The sequence below is a fragment of the Actinomycetota bacterium genome, assembly GCA_036280995.1.
GTDB lineage: Bacteria > Actinomycetota > CALGFH01 > CALGFH01 > CALGFH01 > CALGFH01.
Genome location: DASUPQ010000212.1, coordinates 1 through 17,898 on the forward strand (window position 1 = coordinate 1; position 17,898 = coordinate 17,898).

Here is a 17,898-nt window from a genome sequence, read left to right on the forward strand (position 1 = left end):
CTCGCGGTCGATGGCCTCGGGGACGGGGCTGCTGGACCTGGCCAGCGCCGCCTGGGACGCCCAGGCGCTGGCCCTGGCCGGCGTCGACGAGCGGGCCCTGCCCGCCGTGGCCGGCCCCGGCTGGACGGGCCGGCTGGGGCCGGAGGGGGCGCGCCGCTGGCCGGCCCTGGCCGAGGCGACCTGGCACCCGGTGACCGGCGACGGGGCCGCCTCCAACGTCGGCGCCGGCTGCGTCTCGCCCGACCTGGTGGCCATCAACATCGGCACCTCGGCCGCCATCCGGGCCGTCGAGCCGGCCGACCAGGCCCGCCCCCTCCACCGCGGGCTCTGGCGCTACCTGGTCGACGACGACCACGTGGTCAGCGGGGCCGCGTTCTCGGGGGCCGGGAACCTGTACGCCTGGCTGCGCCAGGTCACCACCCTGCCGGCCGAGGGCTCGGTCGAGGATGGGCTGGCCACGGTCCCGCCCGGGTCGCGGGGGGTGGTGGTCATGCCGTACCACGCCGGGTCCCGCCCGCCGCTCGACCTGGCCGCCGGGTCGGGGGCGATCACCGGCCTGTCGCTGGCCACCACCCCGGTCGAGATCCTGGCCGCCACCCTGGAGTCGGTCTGCTACCGGCTGGCCGCCGGCTACGAGGCCCTGGCCGCCACCCTGCCCAAGCCGCCGGCGGTGGTCGCCTCCGGCGGGGCGATCGTCGCCTCCCCCTGGTGGCAGCAGACCCTGGCCGACGTGCTCGGCCGCCCGGTCCGGGTGGTCGACGAGCCCGAGGCGTCGGCCAGGGGGGCGGCCCTGCTCGCCCTCGGCCTGGCCACCGACCCGGCCACCGTGCGCGTGGTCGACCCCCGTCCCGACGCCGTCGAGGCCCAGCGGGCCGCCCGGACCCTGCACGAGGACCTGGCCGCCCGCCTGGGATATGTTTGACCGCCCATCCGACCAAGGAGCCAACCACCGGTGAGTGAGTACGAGCAGGAACAGGAGCTGGTCGAGCAGCTGCCCGAGGACATCGACCCCCACGAGATGGCCGACAGCGTCGAGGACGAGCTGGTGGCCGAGGAGGGCGTGGAGCTGGGACTCGACCCCGACCTGGCCCTGTTCGCGGCCAGGGACGAACTGGAAGAGGGCGAGGAGCCGCCCCTGTAGGCTACGCTCTGTTCCACATGGAACAGCGCGCGCTCATCACCGGCATCGGCACCGTCAACCCGCTCGGGTTGGACGCCCCCTCCACCTGGGAGGCGATGCTGGCCGGGCGCAGCGGCATCGAGACGATCGCGGCCTTCGACCCTTCGCCCTACCCGGTCCGGATCGCCGGCGAGGTCCGCGGCTTCGACCCCGAGTCGGTGGCCTCGCGCAAGGACGCCCGGCGCATGGACCGCGGGGTGCTGTTCGCCGTGGCCGCCGCCGACGAGGCGGTGGCCGACGCGGGCCTCGACAAGCTCGACCCCGAGCGGACCGGCGTGGTCGTCGGCTCGGCCATCGGCGGCATCGGGATCGTCGAGGAGCAGCAGCGCATCCTGATGGAGAAGGGACCGGGCCGGGTGTCGGCCACGTTCCTGCCCAACTGCCTGGTCGACACCGCCACCAGCTACATCGCCACCAGGCTGGGGGTGGTCGGGCTCAACTTCGCGGTCGTGTCGGCCTGCGCCACCGGCTCCCACGCCATCGGCGAGGCGGCCGAGCTGATCCGCCAGGGCCGGGCCGACGTGATCCTGGCCGGCGGCACCGAGGCCTGCATCACCCCGCTGGTCCTGGCCGGGTTCTGCCAGATGCAGGCCCTGGCCCCCGGCAACGACGACCCGCCGGCGGCCTCGCGCCCGTTCGACCGGGCCCGGGCCGGCTTCGTGATCGCCGAGGGCGCCGCCGTGGTCCTGCTCGAGTCCGAGGCTCACGCCCGCGCCCGCGGGGCCAAGGTCTACGCCGAGGTCGCCGGGTACGGCGCCTCCAACGACGCCTACCACGTGGCCACCCCGCACCCGGCCAGCCGCGGGGTCATCCACATGTTCAAGGACGCCATGACGTCGGCCAGGATCCGGCCCGAGGAGGTCGGCTACGTCAACGCCCACGGCACCGGCACCCCGCTGGGCGACCCCGCCGAGACCCAGGCCATCCGCCAGGCGTTCGGCGCCCACGCCGACGACCTGGCCGTCTCCTCCACCAAGTCCATGACCGGCCACCTCTTCGGCGCGGCCGGCGCCCTCGAGGCGATCGCCAGCGCCCTCGCCCTGCGCGACCAGGTCCTGCCCCCGACCATCAACCTCGAGGACCCGGACCCAGCATGCGACCTCGACTACGTACCCCTGAAGAGCCGGGAGGCCCGCTTCGACGTGGCCATCTCGAACTCAATGGGCCTGGGCGGCCACAATGGCGCCGTCGTCCTTCGCCGCGTCAGCTCCTGAAGCAACGCCGCGAAGCCGTCGCCGCCGCCAGACAGTCCGCCCCACCCCCGGCCCCGGTCAGCTTGCCCACCCTCCTCCGCGAAGCCCTCCGCAGCCCCCGCGACCTCGCCCTGATGCTCGCCGCCCTCCTGGTCGCCATGATCATCACCTCCCCCCTCCCCACCTACCTCTGGGGCCCCGCCGCCCTCCTCCTCGCCGCCATCCCCGGCACCATGATCATGAACCGGGTCCGCGACCGCGCCGAGGCGCGGGTCCGCCGGGAACAAGAGGGAAACGAGCCGAAGGCTACCTAGGACGATCCGTCGGCCTCGCGCCGGACGGGGGACGAGGCCGACCTTCTGGACCAGCACCTTCCGGTCGCAACGGCGGGCCGGCGAGGGCGGCCAGCAGCTGGCGCGCCTTCATCGAGGGGACCACGCCCGAGGACGCCACCGACGCCCCTCGCCCGGTGCCTCGGGGCCGTCCACACCCCCGTGTGGGGGATCGGTCTAGCGGCGGAGGTGCCGGACCGACCCGTCCGGGTTGCCGAGGAGGACCTCGTCGGCGTGGTCGAGGAACAGGCCGTGGTCGACCACGCCGAGGGTGGACTTGAGGGCGGGGCCCAGGGATCCGAGGTCGGCGTCGGGGGGGAGCTCGCAGTCGAGGAGGTGGTGGCCCTCGTCGGTGACGAACGGGGATCCGTTCTGAGCGGGGCGGAGGGTTGCCGAGGGGAGGAGGTCGAGGAGGCGATGGCGGGTGGTCTGCCACGCGAACCGGACGACCTCGACGGGGAGGGCCTTGGTGGTGCCGAGGCGGTCGACGAGCTTGGGGGACTCGGCGACGATCAGGACGTGACGGGCGGCGGCCAGGACCAGCTTCTCGCGGAGGAGGGCGCCGCCGCCGCCCTTGAGGAGGTTGAGGGCCGGGTCGACCTCGTCGGCGCCGTCGACGGCCAGGTCGAGGGGGCGGTCGGTGTCCAGGTCGACCAGGTCGATGCCGGCCGCGTGGGCCCTGGCCTCGGTGCGGGCGGAGGCGGCGACGGCCCGCAGCGGGCGGGGCGAGGACCAGGTGGCGCCGAGCAGGTCGATCAGGGCGAACACGGCCCGGCCGGAGCCGAGGCCGATGGTCATGCCGGGCTCGATCCGGGGGCGGGCGGCGGCCGCGGCCGCCGCCCGGGCCGGGTCGTCGAGGAACCCCGTCATGCCTGGGCCGGCCCTGGGCGGACGGTTCCGCGGATGCCGCGCCAGCCGGTGGTGCCGGCCTCGGCGGCGTGGGCGCCGGAGCCCTCCTGCTCGTTCCAGAGGAGGATCGCCGGCCACTCGTGCTCGGTGCCGAGGACCGACAGGCAGGCCGTGCCCAGGAACAGGTGCCTGGCCGCGTCGGGCGGCAGGCCAAGGTAGGAGGCGGTCAGGATGCGGAGCTGGTGGCCGTGGGAGAACAGCAGGGCGCGGCCGCCGTCGGCGGTTAGCTCGGTCAGCAGCGCCCGGACCCGGCCGGTGGCGTCCTCGACCGTCTCGCCGCCCGGGCAGCCGTCCCGGAACAGGTCCCAGCCGGGCCGCGAGGCGCGGATCTCCTGGGTGGTCAGGCCCTCGTAGTCGCCGTAGTCGACCTCCAGCAGGGCGTCGGTGTGCTCGACCTGGTCGCCGAACCCGGCCAGGCGGGCCGTGGTCGCGGCCCGGGTCAGCGGGCTCGACAGGACCCGGTCGACCTCCAGGCCGCGCAGATGCCGGCCGAGCGCCCTGGCCTCGGCCTCGCCGGCCGGGCTGAGCGGCAGGTCGGTGCGGCCGGTGTGCCGCCGCGCCCGCGACCACTCGGTCTCCCCGTGACGGACCAGGTACAGCTCCACAAGATCGCCTCCCGGCTCGGGACGGTAGCATCTGGACAGCCGCCAGTGAGGAGGGCCGCGCGATGATGGACCACCCGCTCACCGTCCGGACCATCTACGAGCGGTCCCGCACCCTGTTCCCCGACAAGCCGCTGGTCACCCGGCGGCCCCGGGGCGTGCGGCGGACCACCTACGGCGACTGGGCCGAGCGGGTGGCCCGGCTGGCCGGCGGCCTGCGCGAGCTGGGCGTCGGGCCGGGCGACCGGGTGGCCACCTTCTGCTGGAACCACGACCGGCACCTGGAGGTGTACTTCGCGGCCGCCCTGATGGGGGCCAGCTACCACACCCTGAACATCCGCCTGGCCGGCGACCAGCTCGCCTACATCGTCAGCCACGCCCGCGACAAGGTGCTGGTCTGCGACGCCGAGCTGGCCCAGGCGATCGGCCCGGTGCTTGGCGAGCTCGACACCGTCGAGCACGTGCTGGTGCTGGACGCCGAGGACGGGGAGCGGCCGTCGCCCGGCTTCGCCGGCGAGCGCGGCTACGAGGACCTGGTCGAGCGGTCGGCCCCGATGACCGACTGGCCGGCCCTGGACGAGGACCAGACGGCCGGCATCTGCTACACCTCGGCGACCACCGGCAACCCCAAGGGGGTGGCCTATTCGCACCGGGCCCTGTACCTCCACTCCCTGGTGGTCGGCCTGGCCGACACGGCCGCCATCTCCGAGCGGGACGTGCTCCTGCCGATCGTGCCCATGTTCCATGTCAACGCCTGGGGGATGCCGTTCGCGGCCACCTGGTACGGGGCCGGCCAGGTCTACGGCGGCCCGGCCCCGACCCCGGCCGACTACCTGCGGCTCATCCGCGAGGAGGGCGTGACCGTGTCGGCCGGGGTGCCGACGGTCTGGCTCGGCATTCTCCAGCTGCTGGAGAAGGACGGCGGCGATCTGGGCCCGTTGCAGCGGATCATCTGCGGCGGGTCGGCGGCCCCGGTGTCGATGATCCGGGCCTACGAGGAGCGCCACGGGGTCCAGTTCATCCACGCCTACGGGATGACCGAGGCGACCCCGGTCACCCATTTCTCGCGGCTCAAGTCGACCATGGACGACCTTCCGGTGGAGGCCCGCTACGGCTACAAGGCCAAGCAGGGCCTGCTCGTCCCGGGCCTGGAGCAGCGGGTGGTGGACGCCGACGGCCACGAGGTGCCGGCCGACGGCAAGTCGATGGGCGAGCTCCAGCTGCGCGGCCCCACCATCGCCTCGGAGTACCTGGACGACCCGCGCTCGGCCCAGACCTTCGTGGACGGCTGGTACCACACCGGGGACGTGGCCACTGTCGACCACGACGGCTACCTGCACCTGGTCGACCGGACCAAGGACCTGGTCAAGTCCGGCGGCGAGTGGATCTCCAGCGTCGAGCTGGAGAACGCCCTGATGGGCCACCCCGAGGTCGCCCAGGCGGCGGTCATCGCCGTCCCCGACGAGAAGTGGGGCGAGCGGCCCCTGGCCGTGGTCGTCCGCAAGCCCGGCGCCGAGGTCGGCGAGGCCGAGGTGGTCGCCTCGGTCGCCGGCAAGTTCCCCAAGTGGTGGCTGCCCGAGCGGGTCGAGTTCGTCGACGAGATCCCCATGACCGCCACCGGCAAGTTCTCCAAGCGCCTGCTGCGCGAGCGCTTCGTGGCCAGCGTCCAGGAGGAGGACGCATCCGATGACCGCTGATGGCCAGGCCGACGCGGCCGAGACCCTGGCCCGGCGGCTGTTCGCCGACGCCCTGGGGGCGCTGGAGCTGTACACCGTCTACGTCGGGGAGCGGCTCGGCCTGTACCGGGCCCTGGCCGAGGGCGGGCCGGCGACCTCCGCGGAGCTGGCCGGGCGCACCGGGACCGTCGAGCGCTACGTCCGGGAGTGGCTGGAGCACCACGCGGCCAGCGGCCTGCTGGCCGTCGACGACCCCGCCGCCGACCCGACGGCCCGGCGCTTCCACCTCCCGGCCGGGCACGTCCCGGTCCTGGCCGACCCCGACGACGTCCGCTACGCGGCCTTCAAGGGGGTCGAGCTGGTCCGCGCCGCCCGGCCGCTGCCCGACGTGGTGGAGGCGTTCCGGCACGGGGGCGCGCCCCCGCCGCTCTCCTGGGCGCCGGAGGGCCGGGCCGAGTTCAACCGGGCGCTGTTCGTCAACCTGCTCGGCCGCGAGTGGCTGCCGGCCATCGGGGAGGTCGACCGGCGGCTGCGGGCCGAGCCGCCGGCCCGGGTGGCCGACCTGGGCTGCGGCACCGGCTGGTCGAGCATCGCCATGGCCACCGCCTACCCGCGGATCAGGGTGGACGGGCTCGACCTCGATCAGGACGTGATCGCCGCCGCGAACGAGAACGCGCGCGAGGCCGGGCTGACCGACCGGGTGCGGTTCTCGGTGCTCGACGCCGCCGACCCGGACCTGCCGGGCCGCTACGACCTGGTGACGATCTTCGAGGCCCTGCACGACATGGCCCGCCCGGTCGAGGCGCTGGCCGCGGCCAGGGGGATGCTGGCCGAGGGCGGCTCGGTGGTGGTGGCCGACGAGCCGGTCGCCGACCAGCTCACCGTCCCCGCCTCGGAGATGGAGCGCTACGCCTACGGCTGGAGCGTGGTGTCGTGCCTGCCCAGCGCCATGGGCGACCCGGGGACGGCCGCCACCGGGGCCGTCATGCGCCCGGCCACCCTGGCCCGCTACGCCAAGGCGGCCGGTTTCGCCCATACCGAGGCGCTCCCGATCGACGCCGACGTCTGGCGGTTCTACCGGCTGGTTCCCTAGCCGCCGCGCCCCGCGGTCAGGCGTCCAGGGCGGCCCGGGCCAGGTCGCGGAGCTCGTCGTCGGAGATGCCGGCGGCGTCGGCGGGACGCAGCCGGATGGTCCCCTTGCCGGACGTGAGCTCGGGGTGGCGCTCGCTGAAGCCGGCGTCGCGGCCCTCCTGCCAGCCGTACACCGACACCCCGTGCCTCCACACGCCGAGGAAGAGGCGGCGGCGGCCGACCTTGTAGGTCGGGATCTGGTAGGAGAGCACCACCGCGGCGTCGGGGCGGGCCTCCAGGACCAGCCGGTGGAGCCGGTCGAACAGGGGGCGGTGCTCGGAGGGGATGGCGTCGATGTAGTCCCGCACGGCGGCGTCCATGGGCCCATTATCGCTCCGGCGGGCCTGGCTCGACCCGGAGGTGGGCAAGGGTCAGCTGACCGGCGGCGCGTCCCTGGCCTCGGCCAGCCAGGCGTCGAGGGGGCGGCCGGCGAGGCGCTCGTAGGCCTCGCGGTAGCGGGCGGCCGTGCCGGCGACCACGTCGGGGGGCAGCGCCGGGGCCGGGGGGCGCTGGTCCCAGGCGTGGTCCTGGAGCCAGTCGCGCACGTACTGCTTGTCGAACGAGGGCGGGGAGTGCCCCGGGGACCAGCCGCCGGCCGGCCAGAACCGGGACGAGTCGGGGGTGAGGACCTCGTCGGCCAGGACCACCTGGTCGCCGTCGCGGCCGAACTCGAGCTTGGTGTCGGCCAGCAGGATGCCGCGCCGGGCGGCGTGCCCGGCCCCCCGCCGGTAGACCTCGAGGGTCAGGTCGCGCAGCCGCCCGGCCAGCTCGGGCCCGAGGGCCTCGGCCACCGCCGCCTCCGAGACGTTCTCGTCGTGGCCGGTGTCGGCCTTGGTGGCCGGGGTGAAGATGGGCTCGGGCAGCCGGTCGGCCTGGCGCAGCCCGCCGGGCAGGGGGATGCCGCAGACCGACCCGGTGGCCTGGTAGTCCTTCCAGCCCGACCCGACCAGGTAGCCGCGGGCCACGCACTCGAACGGCACCATGTCCAGGCGCCGGACCAGCATGGCCCGGCCGGCCAGGTGCCGGGCGGACGGGGGCAGCTCCGAGGCCCGCCAGCCGGCCAGGTGGTTGGGGACGAGGTCGGCGAGCAGGTCGAGCCAGAACACGGTCAGGGCGGTCAGGACCTCGCCCTTGCCGGGGACTGGGTCGTCCAGGACCACGTCGAAGGCGGAGATGCGGTCGCTGGCCACCAGCAGCAGGTGGCCGTCGTCGACCTCGTACAGGTCACGGACCTTGCCGGACCCCAGGTGCCGCAGCCCGTCCGGGGCCGTCAGCTCGCTCATGGCAGCGCCTCCAGTCGCTCGAACACGGCGCCGGCCCCGGCCACGAACCGGGCCGGGTCGAGGGCGGCGTCCAGGGCGGGCCCGGACAGCACCTCGGCCACGCCCGGCTCGGCCAGGAGCAGGTCGCGGAAGCCGCCCTTGCCCTCCCAGGCCGCCATGGCCGCCCGCTGCACCACCAGGTACGCGTCCTCCCTGGTCCAGCCGGCGTCGACCAGGGCCAGGAGGGCGGCCGACGACCCGGCCAGCCCGCCCGACGAAGCTAGGTTGGCCCGCATCCGCTCCGGGGAGACCCGCAGGCCGGCGACCAGCCAGTGGGCCCGCTCCAGGGCGTAGTCGAGCACGCAGCAGGCGTCGGGCAGGACGACCCGCTCAACGGCCGAGTGGGAGATGTCACGCTCGTGCCAGAGGGCGACGTCCTCCAGGCCGGCGGTGGCGTAGCCGCGCAGCAGCCGGGCCATGCCGCAGAGGCGCTCGGCCACGATCGGGTTGCGCTTGTGGGGCATGGCCGAGGAGCCCCTCTGGCCCTCGGCGAACGGCTCCTCGGCCTCCCGGACCTCGGTCCGCTGCAGGTGGCGGACCTCGGTGGCCAGGCGCTCGACGTCGGCCCCGACCACGGCCAGGGCGGCCAGCAGCTCGGCGTGCCGGTCGCGGGCCACGACCTGGGTCGGGGCCGGCTCGGGCCGCAGGCCCAGCTCGCCGAGGACCTCGGCCTCGATCTCGGCGGGCAGGTTGGCGTAGGTGCCGACCGCCCCCGAGACGGTGCCGACGGCGACGGCGTCCCGGGCGGCGGCCAGCCGGCGCCGGTCGCGGTCGAAGGCGAAGGCGTGGCCGGCCAGCTTGAGGCCGAAGGTGGTCGGCTCGGCCGCCACCCCGTGGGTGCGGCCCAGGCAGAGGGTGTCGCGGTGCTCAAGGGCGCGGTCCCGGGTGGCCGTGACGAGGCGGTCGAGCCGGCGCGCCAGCAGGTCGCAGGCCCGGGTGAGCTGCAGGGCTAGGGTGGTGTCGAGCAGGTCGGAGGCGGTCATGCCGTAGTGGACGTGCCGGGCGGCCTCGCCGATCCCCTCCCCGTAGGCGGTCAGGAAGGCGATCACGTCGTGGTGCAGCTCGGCGTCGAGCTGGTGGACCCGCTCGGGCGCGGGGGCCGGGGCCTCCTCGATCACGGCCAGGTCGGTCGCGGGCACCAGCCCCCGGCGGGCCCTGGCCCTTACCACCGCCACCTCGACCTCGACGAACAGCCGGAAACGGGTCGCCTCGCTCCAGATGGCGCCCATCTCGGGGAGGGTGTACCGGGGGATCATGGGCTACAGCCGCAGGCCCTCGGCCAGCTGGTCCTTGAACTCCTGCAGCTGGAGGCGGAGCCGGGGGTCCCCCGTGGCCAGGATCTGCACGGCCAGGATGCCGGCGTTGGCGGCGGCGTCGAGCCCGACGGCGGCCACCGGCACCCCCGACGGCATCTGCACGATCGAGTACAGCGAGTCCTGGCCGCCGAGCTGCGGGGTGAAGATCGGCAGCCCGATCACGGGCAGGGTGGTGTGGGCGGCCAGCACCCCGGGCAGGGCGGCCGCCTTGCCGGCGGCGGCGATGATCACCTGGAGCCCGCGGTCGACGGCGCTGGCCCCGTACTCGGCCACCCGGCGGGGGTCGCGGTGGGCGCTGAGCACCTCCAGCTCGTACTCGACGCCGAACTTCTCCAGCATGACCGCCGCGGTCTTGGCCTTCTCCTCGTCGGAGGTCGAGCCGAGCACGATCCCAACCCTTGGCGGCATGAACACTCCTTGATGTGTGCTGGTGCGGAGGCATTCTAGAACGTTCTAGGGAAGGCCCCCCTGTTGGACCTCCTCGACGGCGTCGGTGAGGCCGAGGCGTTCCAGGGCGGCGACGATCCAGGCGTGCTTGGCCTTGGAGAAGGCGACCGAGTCGACCGTCCCGGCCCCGACGATGGACCGCTTCAGCTCCTCGTACTCCGCGCGCAGGCCCGGGTCGGCCAGGAGGGCGTCGCGGAAGCCGCGCAGGGCCGTCACCTCGGGGCTGGACGCCGGCACCACGTGGACGTGGACCCGGAACGAGGTGTCCCCGTGGCGGATGACGCCCTGGAGCATCGGCCGGGTCGGGGGGAAGGCGGTGGCCACTTGCTGGCGCTGGAAGCCGAGCTCGAGCAGGTCGTCGGTGACCGCCGGGATCTCCTCGGGCGGGGTCGGCAGGAGCAGGTCGACGGTGCCCTTGCCGGCCAGGCCGGGCACGGCCGAGCTGCCGACGTGCTCGGCCACGGCGCCGGGGCGCTTGGCGGCGATCAGGTCGGCGACCTGCCTGGCCACCGCCGGCGCGGCGGCGTTGGACTCGCGGACCATGATGGGGACCCGGCAGTAGGGCAGGATCGGCGGCCGCTCGTCAGGTTGCATATCACCCATCTCGTACAACCGTACGAAGAGTCTCTACGGTAGCACGGCGGCGATGTCCCGCCGGTAGTGGACGCCGTCGAACCGGACCAGCTCGGCGGCCTGGTAGGCGCGGGCCCTGGCGTCGGCCAGGTCGTCGCCAAGGGCGGTGACCCCGAGCACCCGCCCGCCCGCGGTGCGGACCCTCCCGGCCTGGTCGAGGGCCGTGCCGGCGTGGAACAGGTGGACGCCGGGCCGGGCCGCGGCCTCCTGGAGGCCCCCGATCTCCAGGCCGGTGCGGTAGGAGCCCGGGTAGCCGCCGGCGGCCAGCACCACGGTGACGCAGGCCCGCGGGTCCCAGGAGACCTTGCACCCCGACAGCGTGCCCTCGGCCGCCGTCCAGGCCAGGTCGGCCAGGTCGCTGGTCATGCGGGGCAGGATGACCTGGGTCTCGGGGTCGCCGAAGCGGCAGTTGAACTCGAGCACCCTCGGCCCGTCGGCGGTCAGGGTCAGCCCGGCGTAGAGCAGGCCCTGGTAGCGGGCGCCCCGGCGGGCCAGCTCGGCCACGGTCGGCTCCAGCACGGTCCGGCGGACCTCCTCGACCAGGTCGTCGTCGACGTCGGGCAGGGGCGAGAAGGCGCCCATGCCGCCCGTGTTGGGCCCGGTGTCGCCGTCGCCGACCCGCTTGTGGTCGCGGGCCGGGGCCAGGGGGAGCACGGTGCGCCCGTCGGTGACCGCGAACACGCTGGCCTCCGGCCCCTCCAGGAACTCCTCGAGCAGGATGGTGGCGCCGGCGTCGCCGTGGACCCGCCCGACCAGGGCGGCCTCGACGGCGGCGCGGGCGGCCGCGTGGTCACCGGTGACGGTGACGCCCTTTCCGGCGGCCAGCCCGTCGGCCTTGACCACCCAGGGGGGGCCGAAGTCGTCAAGGGCGGCCACCGCCGCCCGGGGGTCGGTGAAGCTCTCGGCGCGGGCCGTCGGCACCCCGGCGGCGGCCATGACCTCCTTGGCGAACGCCTTGGAGCCCTCGATGCGGGCGGCCGCCGCCGTCGGCCCGAACACCGGCAGGCCGCGGTCCAGGAACTCGTCGGCCACGCCGGCGACCAGGGGCTGCTCGGGGCCGACGATCGTCAGGTCGACCCGGTTCCGCTCGGCGAAGGCGGCCAGCCCGGGCCCGTCGATGGCGCTCAGCCCGGCGACGTTCTCGGCCACCGCCGCCGTGCCGGCGTTGCCGGGCATGGCGAACAGCCGCTCCGCGTCGGGACTCTGGGCGAGGGTGGCCAGCAGGGCGTGCTCGCGCCCGCCCCCGCCGACGACCGCGATCCGCATCTGTTACTCCTCTCCCCGCAGCAAGGTCTGCTCGCGGCCGGGGCCGACCCCGACGGCGGTCACCGGGACCCCGCCCAGCTTCTCGACGGCGTCGACGTACACCCTGGCCGCCCGGGGGAGGTCCTCCAGCCGGGTGACGCCGCTGATGTCCTCGCGCCAGCCCTCGAACAGCTCGTAGACCGGCTCGGCGTGGTGGACCTCGGTCTGGGTCATGGGCCAGTCCTCGGTGACCTCGCCGTCGATCCGGTAGGCGACGGCCACCGGGATCCGCTCCAGCCGCGAGAGCACGTCCAGCTTGGTCACGAACAGCTCGGTCAGCCCGTTGACCCGGGCCGCGTAGCGGAGCCCGACGGTGTCCAGCCAGCCGCAGCGGCGCGGCCGGCCGGTGGTGGTGCCGAACTCGTCGCCGGCGGCCCGCAGCACCTCGGCCTCGTCCTCGCCGGCCTCGGTGGGGAACGGGCCGGCCCCGACCCGGGTCACGTACGCCTTGGCGATGCCCATGACCCGGTCGATCCAGCCGGGCCCGACCCCGGCCCCGGCCAGGGCGCCGCCGGCCACCGGCGAGGACGAGGTCACGAACGGGTAGGTGCCGTGGTCGACGTCGAGCAGGGTGGCCTGGGCGCCCTCGAACAGCACCTGCTTGCCTTCGCGGAGCGCGTTCCAGACATACAGCGAGGTGTCGGCGATCCGGGGCCGCAGGGCCTCGGCGTAGGTGGCGTACTCCTCGACGATCGCCTCGGCGTCCAGCGGCAGCCGGTTGTAGACCTTGGCCAGCAGCGGGTTGCGCTCGCGCAGCACGGCCTCGACCTTCTTGGCCAGGATCCCCAGGTCGAGCAGGTCCTGGACGCGGATCCCGAGCCGGCCCACCTTGTCGGCGTAGGTGGGGCCGATGCCCCGGCCGGTGGTACCGATCCGCTGCCGGCCCAGCCAGCGCTCGGTGAGCTTGTCCAGCTCCTTGTGCCAGGGCATGATCAGGTGCGCGTTGGCCGAGATGAGCAGCTTGCCGGTGGCGATGCCCTGGGCGTCGAGGGCGGCCAGCTCGGCCAGCAGGGTCCCCGGGTCGACCACCATGCCGTTGCCGATCACGGGGGTGACGTGCGGGTACAGGATGCCGCTGGGGACCAGGTGGAGCTTGAAGGTGCGGCCCCCGACGATCACCGTGTGCCCGGCGTTGTTGCCGCCCTGGTAGCGGACGACCACATCCATCTTGTCGGCCAGCAGGTCGGTCGCCTTGCCCTTGCCCTCGTCCCCCCACTGGCTGCCGACGAGGATGGTTCCCGGCATGGTCTGCGCTCGCTTCTCGAGGTCGGTTGGTGGTCGCTGGGGGCCCGGGGGGCTCAAGGCCGGCCCCCGGTGGTTCCCTCGCAGCAGCCTACATCCGTCGCGAGCCGGTCGTTGCCAGCCACACCCCGGCCAGGACCATGGCGCCGCCGGCCCACAGCGCCGGGCCCGGCAGCTCGTCGAACAGCCACCAGGCGAGCAGGGTGGCGATCACCGGCTCCAGCAGCAGGACCACGGCCACCACCGAGGCGCTCACGCTGGCCAGGAGGCCGTTGAACACGGTGTGGCCGAGCAGCTGGGGACCGGCCACCACCCCGGCCAGGGCCAGCCAGGAGGCGGCCGGGTAGCCGGCCAGGCTCGACCCGGTGAGCAGGCAGGCCGGCAGCAGGGTGGCCGCGGCAACGCCGTAGACCGAGGCGGCGTAGGTCGAGACCGGCAGCCGCTGCCTGGCCACCCGGCCCAGCAGCAGGTAGGCGGCCATGGCCAGCGCCCCGGCGAACGCCAGCACGTCCCCGAGGAGCGCGTCCGGGCCGCCCCCGAACCCGCTGGCGTCCCCGGCCCCGATGACCACCGCCCCGACCGTGGCCAGGACGATCCCGGCCCAGGCGCGGCCGCTGGGCGGCTCGCCAAGGAACACCGACCCGAGGCCGACGAACAGCGGCGCGCAGCTGACCAGCGTGGTCGCGGCGGCCACGGTGGTGAGGCCAAGGGAGGCGTTCCAGAGGGCGAAGTGCGCGGCCAGGAACACCCCCGAGGCGGCCAGCCGGGACAGGTCCCCGCGGCTCAACCGCTCGAGTCCTCCCCGTGAGGCGAACGGCGCCAGCACGGCCGCTCCGGCCAGGCAGCGCCAGAACGCCATGGCCAGCGCGGGCAGGGCCGCCACCTTGATCAGGATCGGCGAGGTCGAGATGGCCAGCACCCCGACGACCATCCACAGGGTGATGCTGGTCCGCGACGCGACCTTCACGCACGGGCCTCGGCGAACCGGTCGAGGACGGCGGCCACGAACCGGTCGGCGGCGCCGATGTCGGCCGCGCTGGCCGGCATCGGGGCCAGCGCCCGCTGGGCGGCCAGGGCGGCGTCGACCAGGCCGGGGTCGGGCAGCCTCGGGCGCGCCCACTCGCCGGCCCCGATCTTGGAGTCGAGCATGTCCTCGTCCAGGAACCGCCAGGCCCGGCAGGCGGTGAGCACCCGGTAGGCGAAGGAGGCGTCGTGGGCCACCGCCCAGCGCAGCTCCTCCGCGGCCCGCTCCAGCAGCCAGGGCCGGGGCGGCTCGGCGAACACCTCGGCCGGCGGCGGCCCGGCCACGGCGATCCCCGCCCGGTGGCAGACGGCGAAGTAGAAGACCAGGTCGGGGTCGCCCGGATGGCCGGCCCCGTCCACCACCTTGGGCTCCGGCCCGGTGGTCGCGTGCAGCTCCCACGGCGGCAGCCGGGGCGGGTCGGCGGCCACCTCGGCCGTGACCACGCTGAGCTCCAGGCCGCCCCCGGGGCAGTGCAGGGACGGGTGCTGGAGGCGGGTGCCGATCACCTGCTTCTCGCGCCGGTCGAGGGGCCGGCTGGCCACCACCAGCAGGTCGACGTCGCTGCGGGACGGCTCCCAGCCGCCCAGGGCGGCCGACCCGTGGAGGTAGACCCCGACCAGCGCCGGCCCCAGGACCGTGTCGAGCCCCGCGGCCACCGCCGCCGGGTAGGCCTCGAGCACCCCGACCGTCCGCGGCACCCCCTCGGGGTTCCCCGGACTCCTCCGGCCGGTCCCACGCTCCACTAGGCGCCGACCAGGTACTCCAGCACGGGGGCCAGCTGCTCGGGCTCGACCGCGCCGTTCCAGCGCCGGGCCACGCGGCCCCGGGCGTCCACGACCACGGTGACGGGCTGGTACGGCACCTGGTAGGCGGCCCAGCTCTGGCCGCTGGGGTCGTTGGCCAGCGGGTACGGGACCTCGAACTGGCGCTGGTACTTGCGGCCCTCGCTCACGGAGTCGTTGTAGGAGACGCCGAAGAACTGGACCGTTCCCTCGAACTCCCGGGCAACCTGCCCGAGGCCGGGCTGCTCGGCCCGGCAGACCACTCACCAGGACTCAAAGAAGTTCACCACCACCGGCTGGCCCCGGAACCCTCCCAGGGTGATCGTGTTGCCGTCGAAGTCGGTGACCTGGATGTCGGGCGCGGGCTGGCGCTCGCCGGCCGGGACCACGCCCCGGGGGACGGGCCGGGTCGTGTCGCTGGTCGACGGCGGCGTCGACGCGGCCGGGTCCGGGCCGGGGTCGGCGGTGGTCGGGGGGGCCGCTGCCGGTGGGTCGGGCGGCGGGTCGCCGCCGCAGCCGGCGACCGCCAGGACCAGCGCGACCAGCAGGGCAAGAAGGGCGAAACGGTGACGCATGCCGCCGATCCTACCCGTTGCCGTAGCATGCGCGGCCGAGGGAGGAACCACCGCCGCCTGGAAGGAGGGTCGCCCGCATGCGCTCCTGGGGCACCGAGTTCAAGCAGTTCCTGCTTCGAGGCAACGTCGTCGACCTGGCCGTCGGGATCGTCATCGGGGCCGCGTTCGCCGCGGTCGTCCAGGCCGCCGTCACCGACCTGCTCACCCCCCTGGTGGCGGCGATCTTCGGCCAGCCCGACTTCAACGACCTCACCTTCACGGTCAACGGGTCGGTGTTCCGCTACGGCCACTTCCTGAACGTCCTGATCGCCTTCATCACGATCGCCTGCGTGGTGTTCTTCTTCGTGGTCAAGCCCATCAACCGGCTGATGGAGCTGTCCCGGCGCCGCGAGTCCCCCGACCCGAGCACCCGCAAGTGCCCCGAGTGCGTGAGCGAGATCCCAATTGATGCTCGCCGCTGCGCCTTCTGCACCTCGGAGGTGGCCCCCGTCTAGGACGGGCTTGCCCGGATTGACAGCGGCGCCAATACTAGGCGCAGCAGAGCGAGGAAGGAGTGGCGATGGACGACGGCCGGCACCCGCTTCCGGCGGAGTTCGATCGGCTGCAGGCGCCCTCGAGCGCCTATGCGCCCCGGCAGGTCGTCACCTACCTGTGCACCCGGGAGCACGTGATGTCGGTGCCGTTCGCGGCCGACGCCGAGGTGCCCGAGGTCTGGGACTGCCGCTGCGGCCAGCCCGCCACGAGGGTGGCGGCGGCCGACGCCTCCTGACCTGAGCAGGACCCTCTACGACCTGGTGGTGGTCGGCGCCGGGCCGGCCGGGGCGGCCGCGGCCCTTGAGGCCAGGCGCCTGCGTCCCGACGCCACCGTGGCCCTGGTCGACAGGGCGGCCTTCCCCAGGGACAAGGCCTGCGGCGACGGGATCGGCCCGCACGCCACCGACGAGCTGGCCGCCCTCGGGGCCTCCGGGGTGCTGGAGGGCTACCCGCCGATCCGGGGGCTGCGCCTCCGCTCCCCCAGCGGGCTGGAGGTGGCCGGCGACCCGGCCCGGCCCAACCACGTGGTCCCGAGGGCCGTGCTCGACGCCCGGCTGGTCGAGGCGGCCACGGCCGCCGGGGCCGAGCTGCGCCGGGCCGGGGTGCGCCGCCTGGAGCAGCACGACGGGATGGTGGTGGTCGACGGCGAGCTGGCCGCCCGGGTGGTGGTCGGCGCCGACGGGGCCAACTCGACCGTCCGGCGGCTGCTGGGCGCCCCGCCCAACCCGGACCGGGCCCTGGCCATCGCCGTCCGCGGGTACGCGCCGGCCCCGGCGGGCCGGCCCGAGCAGCTGATCGCCTGGGTGGCCGAGGGCTGGCCGGCGTACGTCTGGTCGTTCCCCACCGGCACCGGGGTGGCCAACGTCGGCTACGGCCTGCTGCGCAGCCGCTTCCACGGCGACCGGGCCGAGCTGCACCGCCGCCTCCACGACCTGCTCCCCGAGGCCGACCCCGACCCGGCCAGCCTCCGCGCCCACCACCTGCCGTTCTCCTCGTCCCGGCCGCCCCTCGGCCGGGGCCGGGTCCTGCTCGCGGGCGACGCCGCGTCGCTGGTCAACCCCCTGTCGGGCGAGGGCATCTACTACGCCCTGCTCTCGGGCCGCCTGGCCGCCCGGGCCGCCCTGACCGGGCCCCGGGACCCCGTCGCCGCCTACCGGCGCCTGCTCACCAGGGCCCTCGGCCGCCACCTGCGCCACGCCGCCGTGCTGGCCAAGGCGATCCACGCCCCGGCCCTGGCCGAGGCCGGCCTCGGCGCCGCCGCCGCCTCCCCGCGGCTGTTCGACACCCTGGTCGAGCTCGGCCTCGGCCAGGCCAGGATCACGCCGCGGCTGCTGGCCGCCCTCCCGGGCGGCCTGCTGCGGGCCCGCGCCGCTACCAGAGGAACAGGATGAGGGCCTGCAGGGCGAACGCGTTGGCCCAGTTCTCCTGAGCGCTGAACAGCCGCACCTGGTTGTGGGTGGCGCGCCTGGCCGCCTTGACGCCCCGCCAGAGCATCCAGATCACCACGACCTCGAGCACCACGAACAGCCACCGCGGCAGGTGGAAGGGCAGCCCGATGCCCAGCAGGGACAGCCCCCAGAGGATGAACCCGTAGATGAGCATCTTGAAGACGCCCGGGTAGATCGGCCGGGCTCCCCTGCGGTAGCCGGGCGGCGGTCGGCGCATACCCGCAGTCTAGGGTCTGTGGACAACCAC

23 protein-coding genes are annotated in these 17,898 nt (G+C 74.9%); 9 read left to right on the forward strand and 14 right to left on the reverse strand.

The genetic code is table 11. The features are described from left to right. The 4 genes from VF468_06630 to VF468_06645 form a co-directional block, all read left to right on the forward strand. Positions 1 to 922: FGGY-family carbohydrate kinase (locus tag VF468_06630; protein HEX5877981.1), on the forward strand; the 922-nt coding region annotated here is incomplete at its 5' end. A 30-nt stretch (positions 923 to 952) separates the two neighbouring features. Next, on the forward strand, positions 953 to 1,141 hold the full coding sequence (locus tag VF468_06635; GenBank protein HEX5877982.1) for a hypothetical protein: 189 nt from the start codon (positions 953 to 955) through the stop codon (positions 1,139 to 1,141). A 17-nt stretch (positions 1,142 to 1,158) separates the two neighbouring features. Then, complete coding sequence (gene fabF / locus VF468_06640) at positions 1,159 to 2,394, forward strand: beta-ketoacyl-ACP synthase II (protein ID HEX5877983.1); 1,236 nt, start codon at positions 1,159 to 1,161, stop codon at positions 2,392 to 2,394. A 62-nt stretch (positions 2,395 to 2,456) separates the two neighbouring features. Then, entirely contained in the window at positions 2,457 to 2,687 is a 231-nt protein-coding gene (locus tag VF468_06645) for a hypothetical protein (GenBank protein ID HEX5877984.1), read from the forward strand. Positions 2,688 to 2,882: 195 nt separating this feature from the next. Here VF468_06645 and rpiA read toward each other — a convergent pair whose 3' ends face one another. Together rpiA and VF468_06655 are read right to left on the reverse strand one after the other, a co-directional pair. Next, a complete protein-coding gene (gene rpiA / locus VF468_06650) occupies positions 2,883 to 3,575 on the reverse strand; it encodes a ribose-5-phosphate isomerase RpiA (GenBank protein HEX5877985.1) in 693 nt (230 codons plus the stop codon). After that, positions 3,572 to 4,219 carry a histidine phosphatase family protein gene (locus tag VF468_06655; protein HEX5877986.1) on the reverse strand — a complete coding sequence of 216 codons (648 nt, stop codon included), beginning with the start codon at positions 4,217 to 4,219 and terminating at the stop codon, positions 3,572 to 3,574. Before VF468_06655 ends, rpiA begins: the two co-directional genes overlap by 4 nt. A gap of 62 nt (positions 4,220 to 4,281) precedes the next feature. Here VF468_06655 and VF468_06660 point away from each other — a divergent pair, with 62 nt between their 5' ends. Then, positions 4,282 to 5,913 (forward strand): long-chain fatty acid--CoA ligase, encoded by a 1,632-nt coding sequence (locus VF468_06660; protein ID HEX5877987.1) that lies wholly within the window; start codon positions 4,282 to 4,284, stop codon positions 5,911 to 5,913. Next, complete coding sequence (locus tag VF468_06665) at positions 5,903 to 6,985, forward strand: methyltransferase domain-containing protein (GenBank protein ID HEX5877988.1); 1,083 nt, start codon at positions 5,903 to 5,905, stop codon at positions 6,983 to 6,985. The genes VF468_06660 and VF468_06665 overlap by 11 nt, the downstream gene beginning before the upstream one ends. Before the next feature lie 16 nt (positions 6,986 to 7,001). Here VF468_06665 and VF468_06670 read toward each other — a convergent pair whose 3' ends face one another. From VF468_06670 to VF468_06720, 11 genes are all read right to left on the reverse strand, one after another. Beyond that, positions 7,002 to 7,343, reverse strand: a complete 342-nt coding sequence (locus VF468_06670) for a DUF1801 domain-containing protein (protein HEX5877989.1) — start codon at positions 7,341 to 7,343, stop codon at positions 7,002 to 7,004. 51 nt (positions 7,344 to 7,394) lie between these two features. Next, the gene (locus tag VF468_06675) at positions 7,395 to 8,306 is read right to left on the reverse strand and encodes a phosphoribosylaminoimidazolesuccinocarboxamide synthase (protein ID HEX5877990.1); all 912 of its coding nucleotides are present in this window, start codon (positions 8,304 to 8,306) and stop codon (positions 7,395 to 7,397) included. Beyond that, the gene (gene purB / locus VF468_06680) at positions 8,303 to 9,601 is read right to left on the reverse strand and encodes an adenylosuccinate lyase (protein ID HEX5877991.1); all 1,299 of its coding nucleotides are present in this window, start codon (positions 9,599 to 9,601) and stop codon (positions 8,303 to 8,305) included. Before purB ends, VF468_06675 begins: the two co-directional genes overlap by 4 nt. 3 nt (positions 9,602 to 9,604) lie before the next feature. Then, entirely contained in the window at positions 9,605 to 10,069 is a 465-nt protein-coding gene (gene purE / locus VF468_06685; protein ID HEX5877992.1) for a 5-(carboxyamino)imidazole ribonucleotide mutase, read from the reverse strand. Positions 10,070 to 10,114: 45 nt separating this feature from the next. Further along, a complete protein-coding gene (locus VF468_06690) occupies positions 10,115 to 10,711 on the reverse strand; it encodes a GrpB family protein (protein ID HEX5877993.1) in 597 nt (198 codons plus the stop codon). Between the two features lie 24 nt (positions 10,712 to 10,735). Then, entirely contained in the window at positions 10,736 to 12,007 is a 1,272-nt protein-coding gene (gene purD / locus VF468_06695) for a phosphoribosylamine--glycine ligase (GenBank protein ID HEX5877994.1), read from the reverse strand. Positions 12,008 to 12,010: 3 nt separating this feature from the next. Then, entirely contained in the window at positions 12,011 to 13,291 is a 1,281-nt protein-coding gene (locus VF468_06700) for an adenylosuccinate synthase (GenBank protein HEX5877995.1), read from the reverse strand. 88 nt (positions 13,292 to 13,379) lie between these two features. Further along, the gene (locus tag VF468_06705; protein ID HEX5877996.1) at positions 13,380 to 14,255 is read right to left on the reverse strand and encodes a DMT family transporter; all 876 of its coding nucleotides are present in this window, start codon (positions 14,253 to 14,255) and stop codon (positions 13,380 to 13,382) included. Next, positions 14,252 to 15,010 carry an aminoglycoside adenylyltransferase domain-containing protein gene (locus VF468_06710; GenBank protein HEX5877997.1) on the reverse strand — a complete coding sequence of 253 codons (759 nt, stop codon included), beginning with the start codon at positions 15,008 to 15,010 and terminating at the stop codon, positions 14,252 to 14,254. Before VF468_06710 ends, VF468_06705 begins: the two co-directional genes overlap by 4 nt. Positions 15,011 to 15,054: 44 nt before the next feature. Beyond that, positions 15,055 to 15,357, reverse strand: a complete 303-nt coding sequence (locus VF468_06715) for a TlpA disulfide reductase family protein (GenBank protein ID HEX5877998.1) — start codon at positions 15,355 to 15,357, stop codon at positions 15,055 to 15,057. After that, on the reverse strand, positions 15,358 to 15,669 hold the full coding sequence (locus VF468_06720) for a hypothetical protein (protein ID HEX5877999.1): 312 nt from the start codon (positions 15,667 to 15,669) through the stop codon (positions 15,358 to 15,360). It abuts the gene before it with no gap. Between the two features lie 77 nt (positions 15,670 to 15,746). Between VF468_06720 and mscL the strand changes: the two genes are divergently transcribed. The 3 genes from mscL (at position 15,747) to VF468_06735 (ending at position 17,594) form a co-directional block, all read left to right on the forward strand. Next, on the forward strand, positions 15,747 to 16,163 hold the full coding sequence (gene mscL, locus VF468_06725) for a large conductance mechanosensitive channel protein MscL (GenBank protein ID HEX5878000.1): 417 nt from the start codon (positions 15,747 to 15,749) through the stop codon (positions 16,161 to 16,163). Positions 16,164 to 16,228: 65 nt separating this feature from the next. Then, on the forward strand, positions 16,229 to 16,438 hold the full coding sequence (locus VF468_06730) for an RNA polymerase-binding protein RbpA (GenBank protein HEX5878001.1): 210 nt from the start codon (positions 16,229 to 16,231) through the stop codon (positions 16,436 to 16,438). 28 nt (positions 16,439 to 16,466) lie between these two features. Next, complete coding sequence (locus VF468_06735; GenBank protein ID HEX5878002.1) at positions 16,467 to 17,594, forward strand: geranylgeranyl reductase family protein; 1,128 nt, start codon at positions 16,467 to 16,469, stop codon at positions 17,592 to 17,594. Here the strand turns inward: VF468_06735 and VF468_06740 are convergent. After that, positions 17,575 to 17,868, reverse strand: coding sequence for a hypothetical protein (locus tag VF468_06740; protein HEX5878003.1), 294 nt, complete (start codon positions 17,866 to 17,868; stop codon positions 17,575 to 17,577). The two genes, VF468_06735 and VF468_06740, sit on opposite strands and share 20 nt — an antisense overlap. Between the last annotated feature and the right edge of the window lie 30 nt (positions 17,869 to 17,898).

Excerpts from the sequence above, each read along its gene's own strand:
- fabF (HEX5877983.1), top strand. The coding sequence starts at position 1,159 with ATGGAACAGCGCGCGCTCATCACCGGCATCGGCACCGTCAACCCGCTC.
- rpiA (HEX5877985.1), bottom strand. The coding sequence starts at position 3,575 with ATGACGGGGTTCCTCGACGACCCGGCCCGGGCGGCGGCCGCGGCCGCC.
- VF468_06660 (HEX5877987.1), top strand. The coding sequence starts at position 4,282 with ATGATGGACCACCCGCTCACCGTCCGGACCATCTACGAGCGGTCCCGC.
- VF468_06665 (HEX5877988.1), top strand. The coding sequence starts at position 5,903 with ATGACCGCTGATGGCCAGGCCGACGCGGCCGAGACCCTGGCCCGGCGG.
- VF468_06670 (HEX5877989.1), bottom strand. The coding sequence starts at position 7,343 with ATGGACGCCGCCGTGCGGGACTACATCGACGCCATCCCCTCCGAGCAC.
- VF468_06675 (HEX5877990.1), bottom strand. The coding sequence starts at position 8,306 with ATGAGCGAGCTGACGGCCCCGGACGGGCTGCGGCACCTGGGGTCCGGC.
- purB (HEX5877991.1), bottom strand. The coding sequence starts at position 9,601 with ATGATCCCCCGGTACACCCTCCCCGAGATGGGCGCCATCTGGAGCGAG.
- purE (HEX5877992.1), bottom strand. The coding sequence starts at position 10,069 with ATGCCGCCAAGGGTTGGGATCGTGCTCGGCTCGACCTCCGACGAGGAG.
- VF468_06690 (HEX5877993.1), bottom strand. The coding sequence starts at position 10,711 with ATGGGTGATATGCAACCTGACGAGCGGCCGCCGATCCTGCCCTACTGC.
- purD (HEX5877994.1), bottom strand. The coding sequence starts at position 12,007 with ATGCGGATCGCGGTCGTCGGCGGGGGCGGGCGCGAGCACGCCCTGCTG.
- VF468_06700 (HEX5877995.1), bottom strand. The coding sequence starts at position 13,291 with ATGCCGGGAACCATCCTCGTCGGCAGCCAGTGGGGGGACGAGGGCAAG.
- VF468_06720 (HEX5877999.1), bottom strand. The coding sequence starts at position 15,669 with ATGCGTCACCGTTTCGCCCTTCTTGCCCTGCTGGTCGCGCTGGTCCTG.
- mscL (HEX5878000.1), top strand. The coding sequence starts at position 15,747 with ATGCGCTCCTGGGGCACCGAGTTCAAGCAGTTCCTGCTTCGAGGCAAC.
- VF468_06730 (HEX5878001.1), top strand. The coding sequence starts at position 16,229 with ATGGACGACGGCCGGCACCCGCTTCCGGCGGAGTTCGATCGGCTGCAG.
- VF468_06740 (HEX5878003.1), bottom strand. The coding sequence starts at position 17,868 with ATGCGCCGACCGCCGCCCGGCTACCGCAGGGGAGCCCGGCCGATCTAC.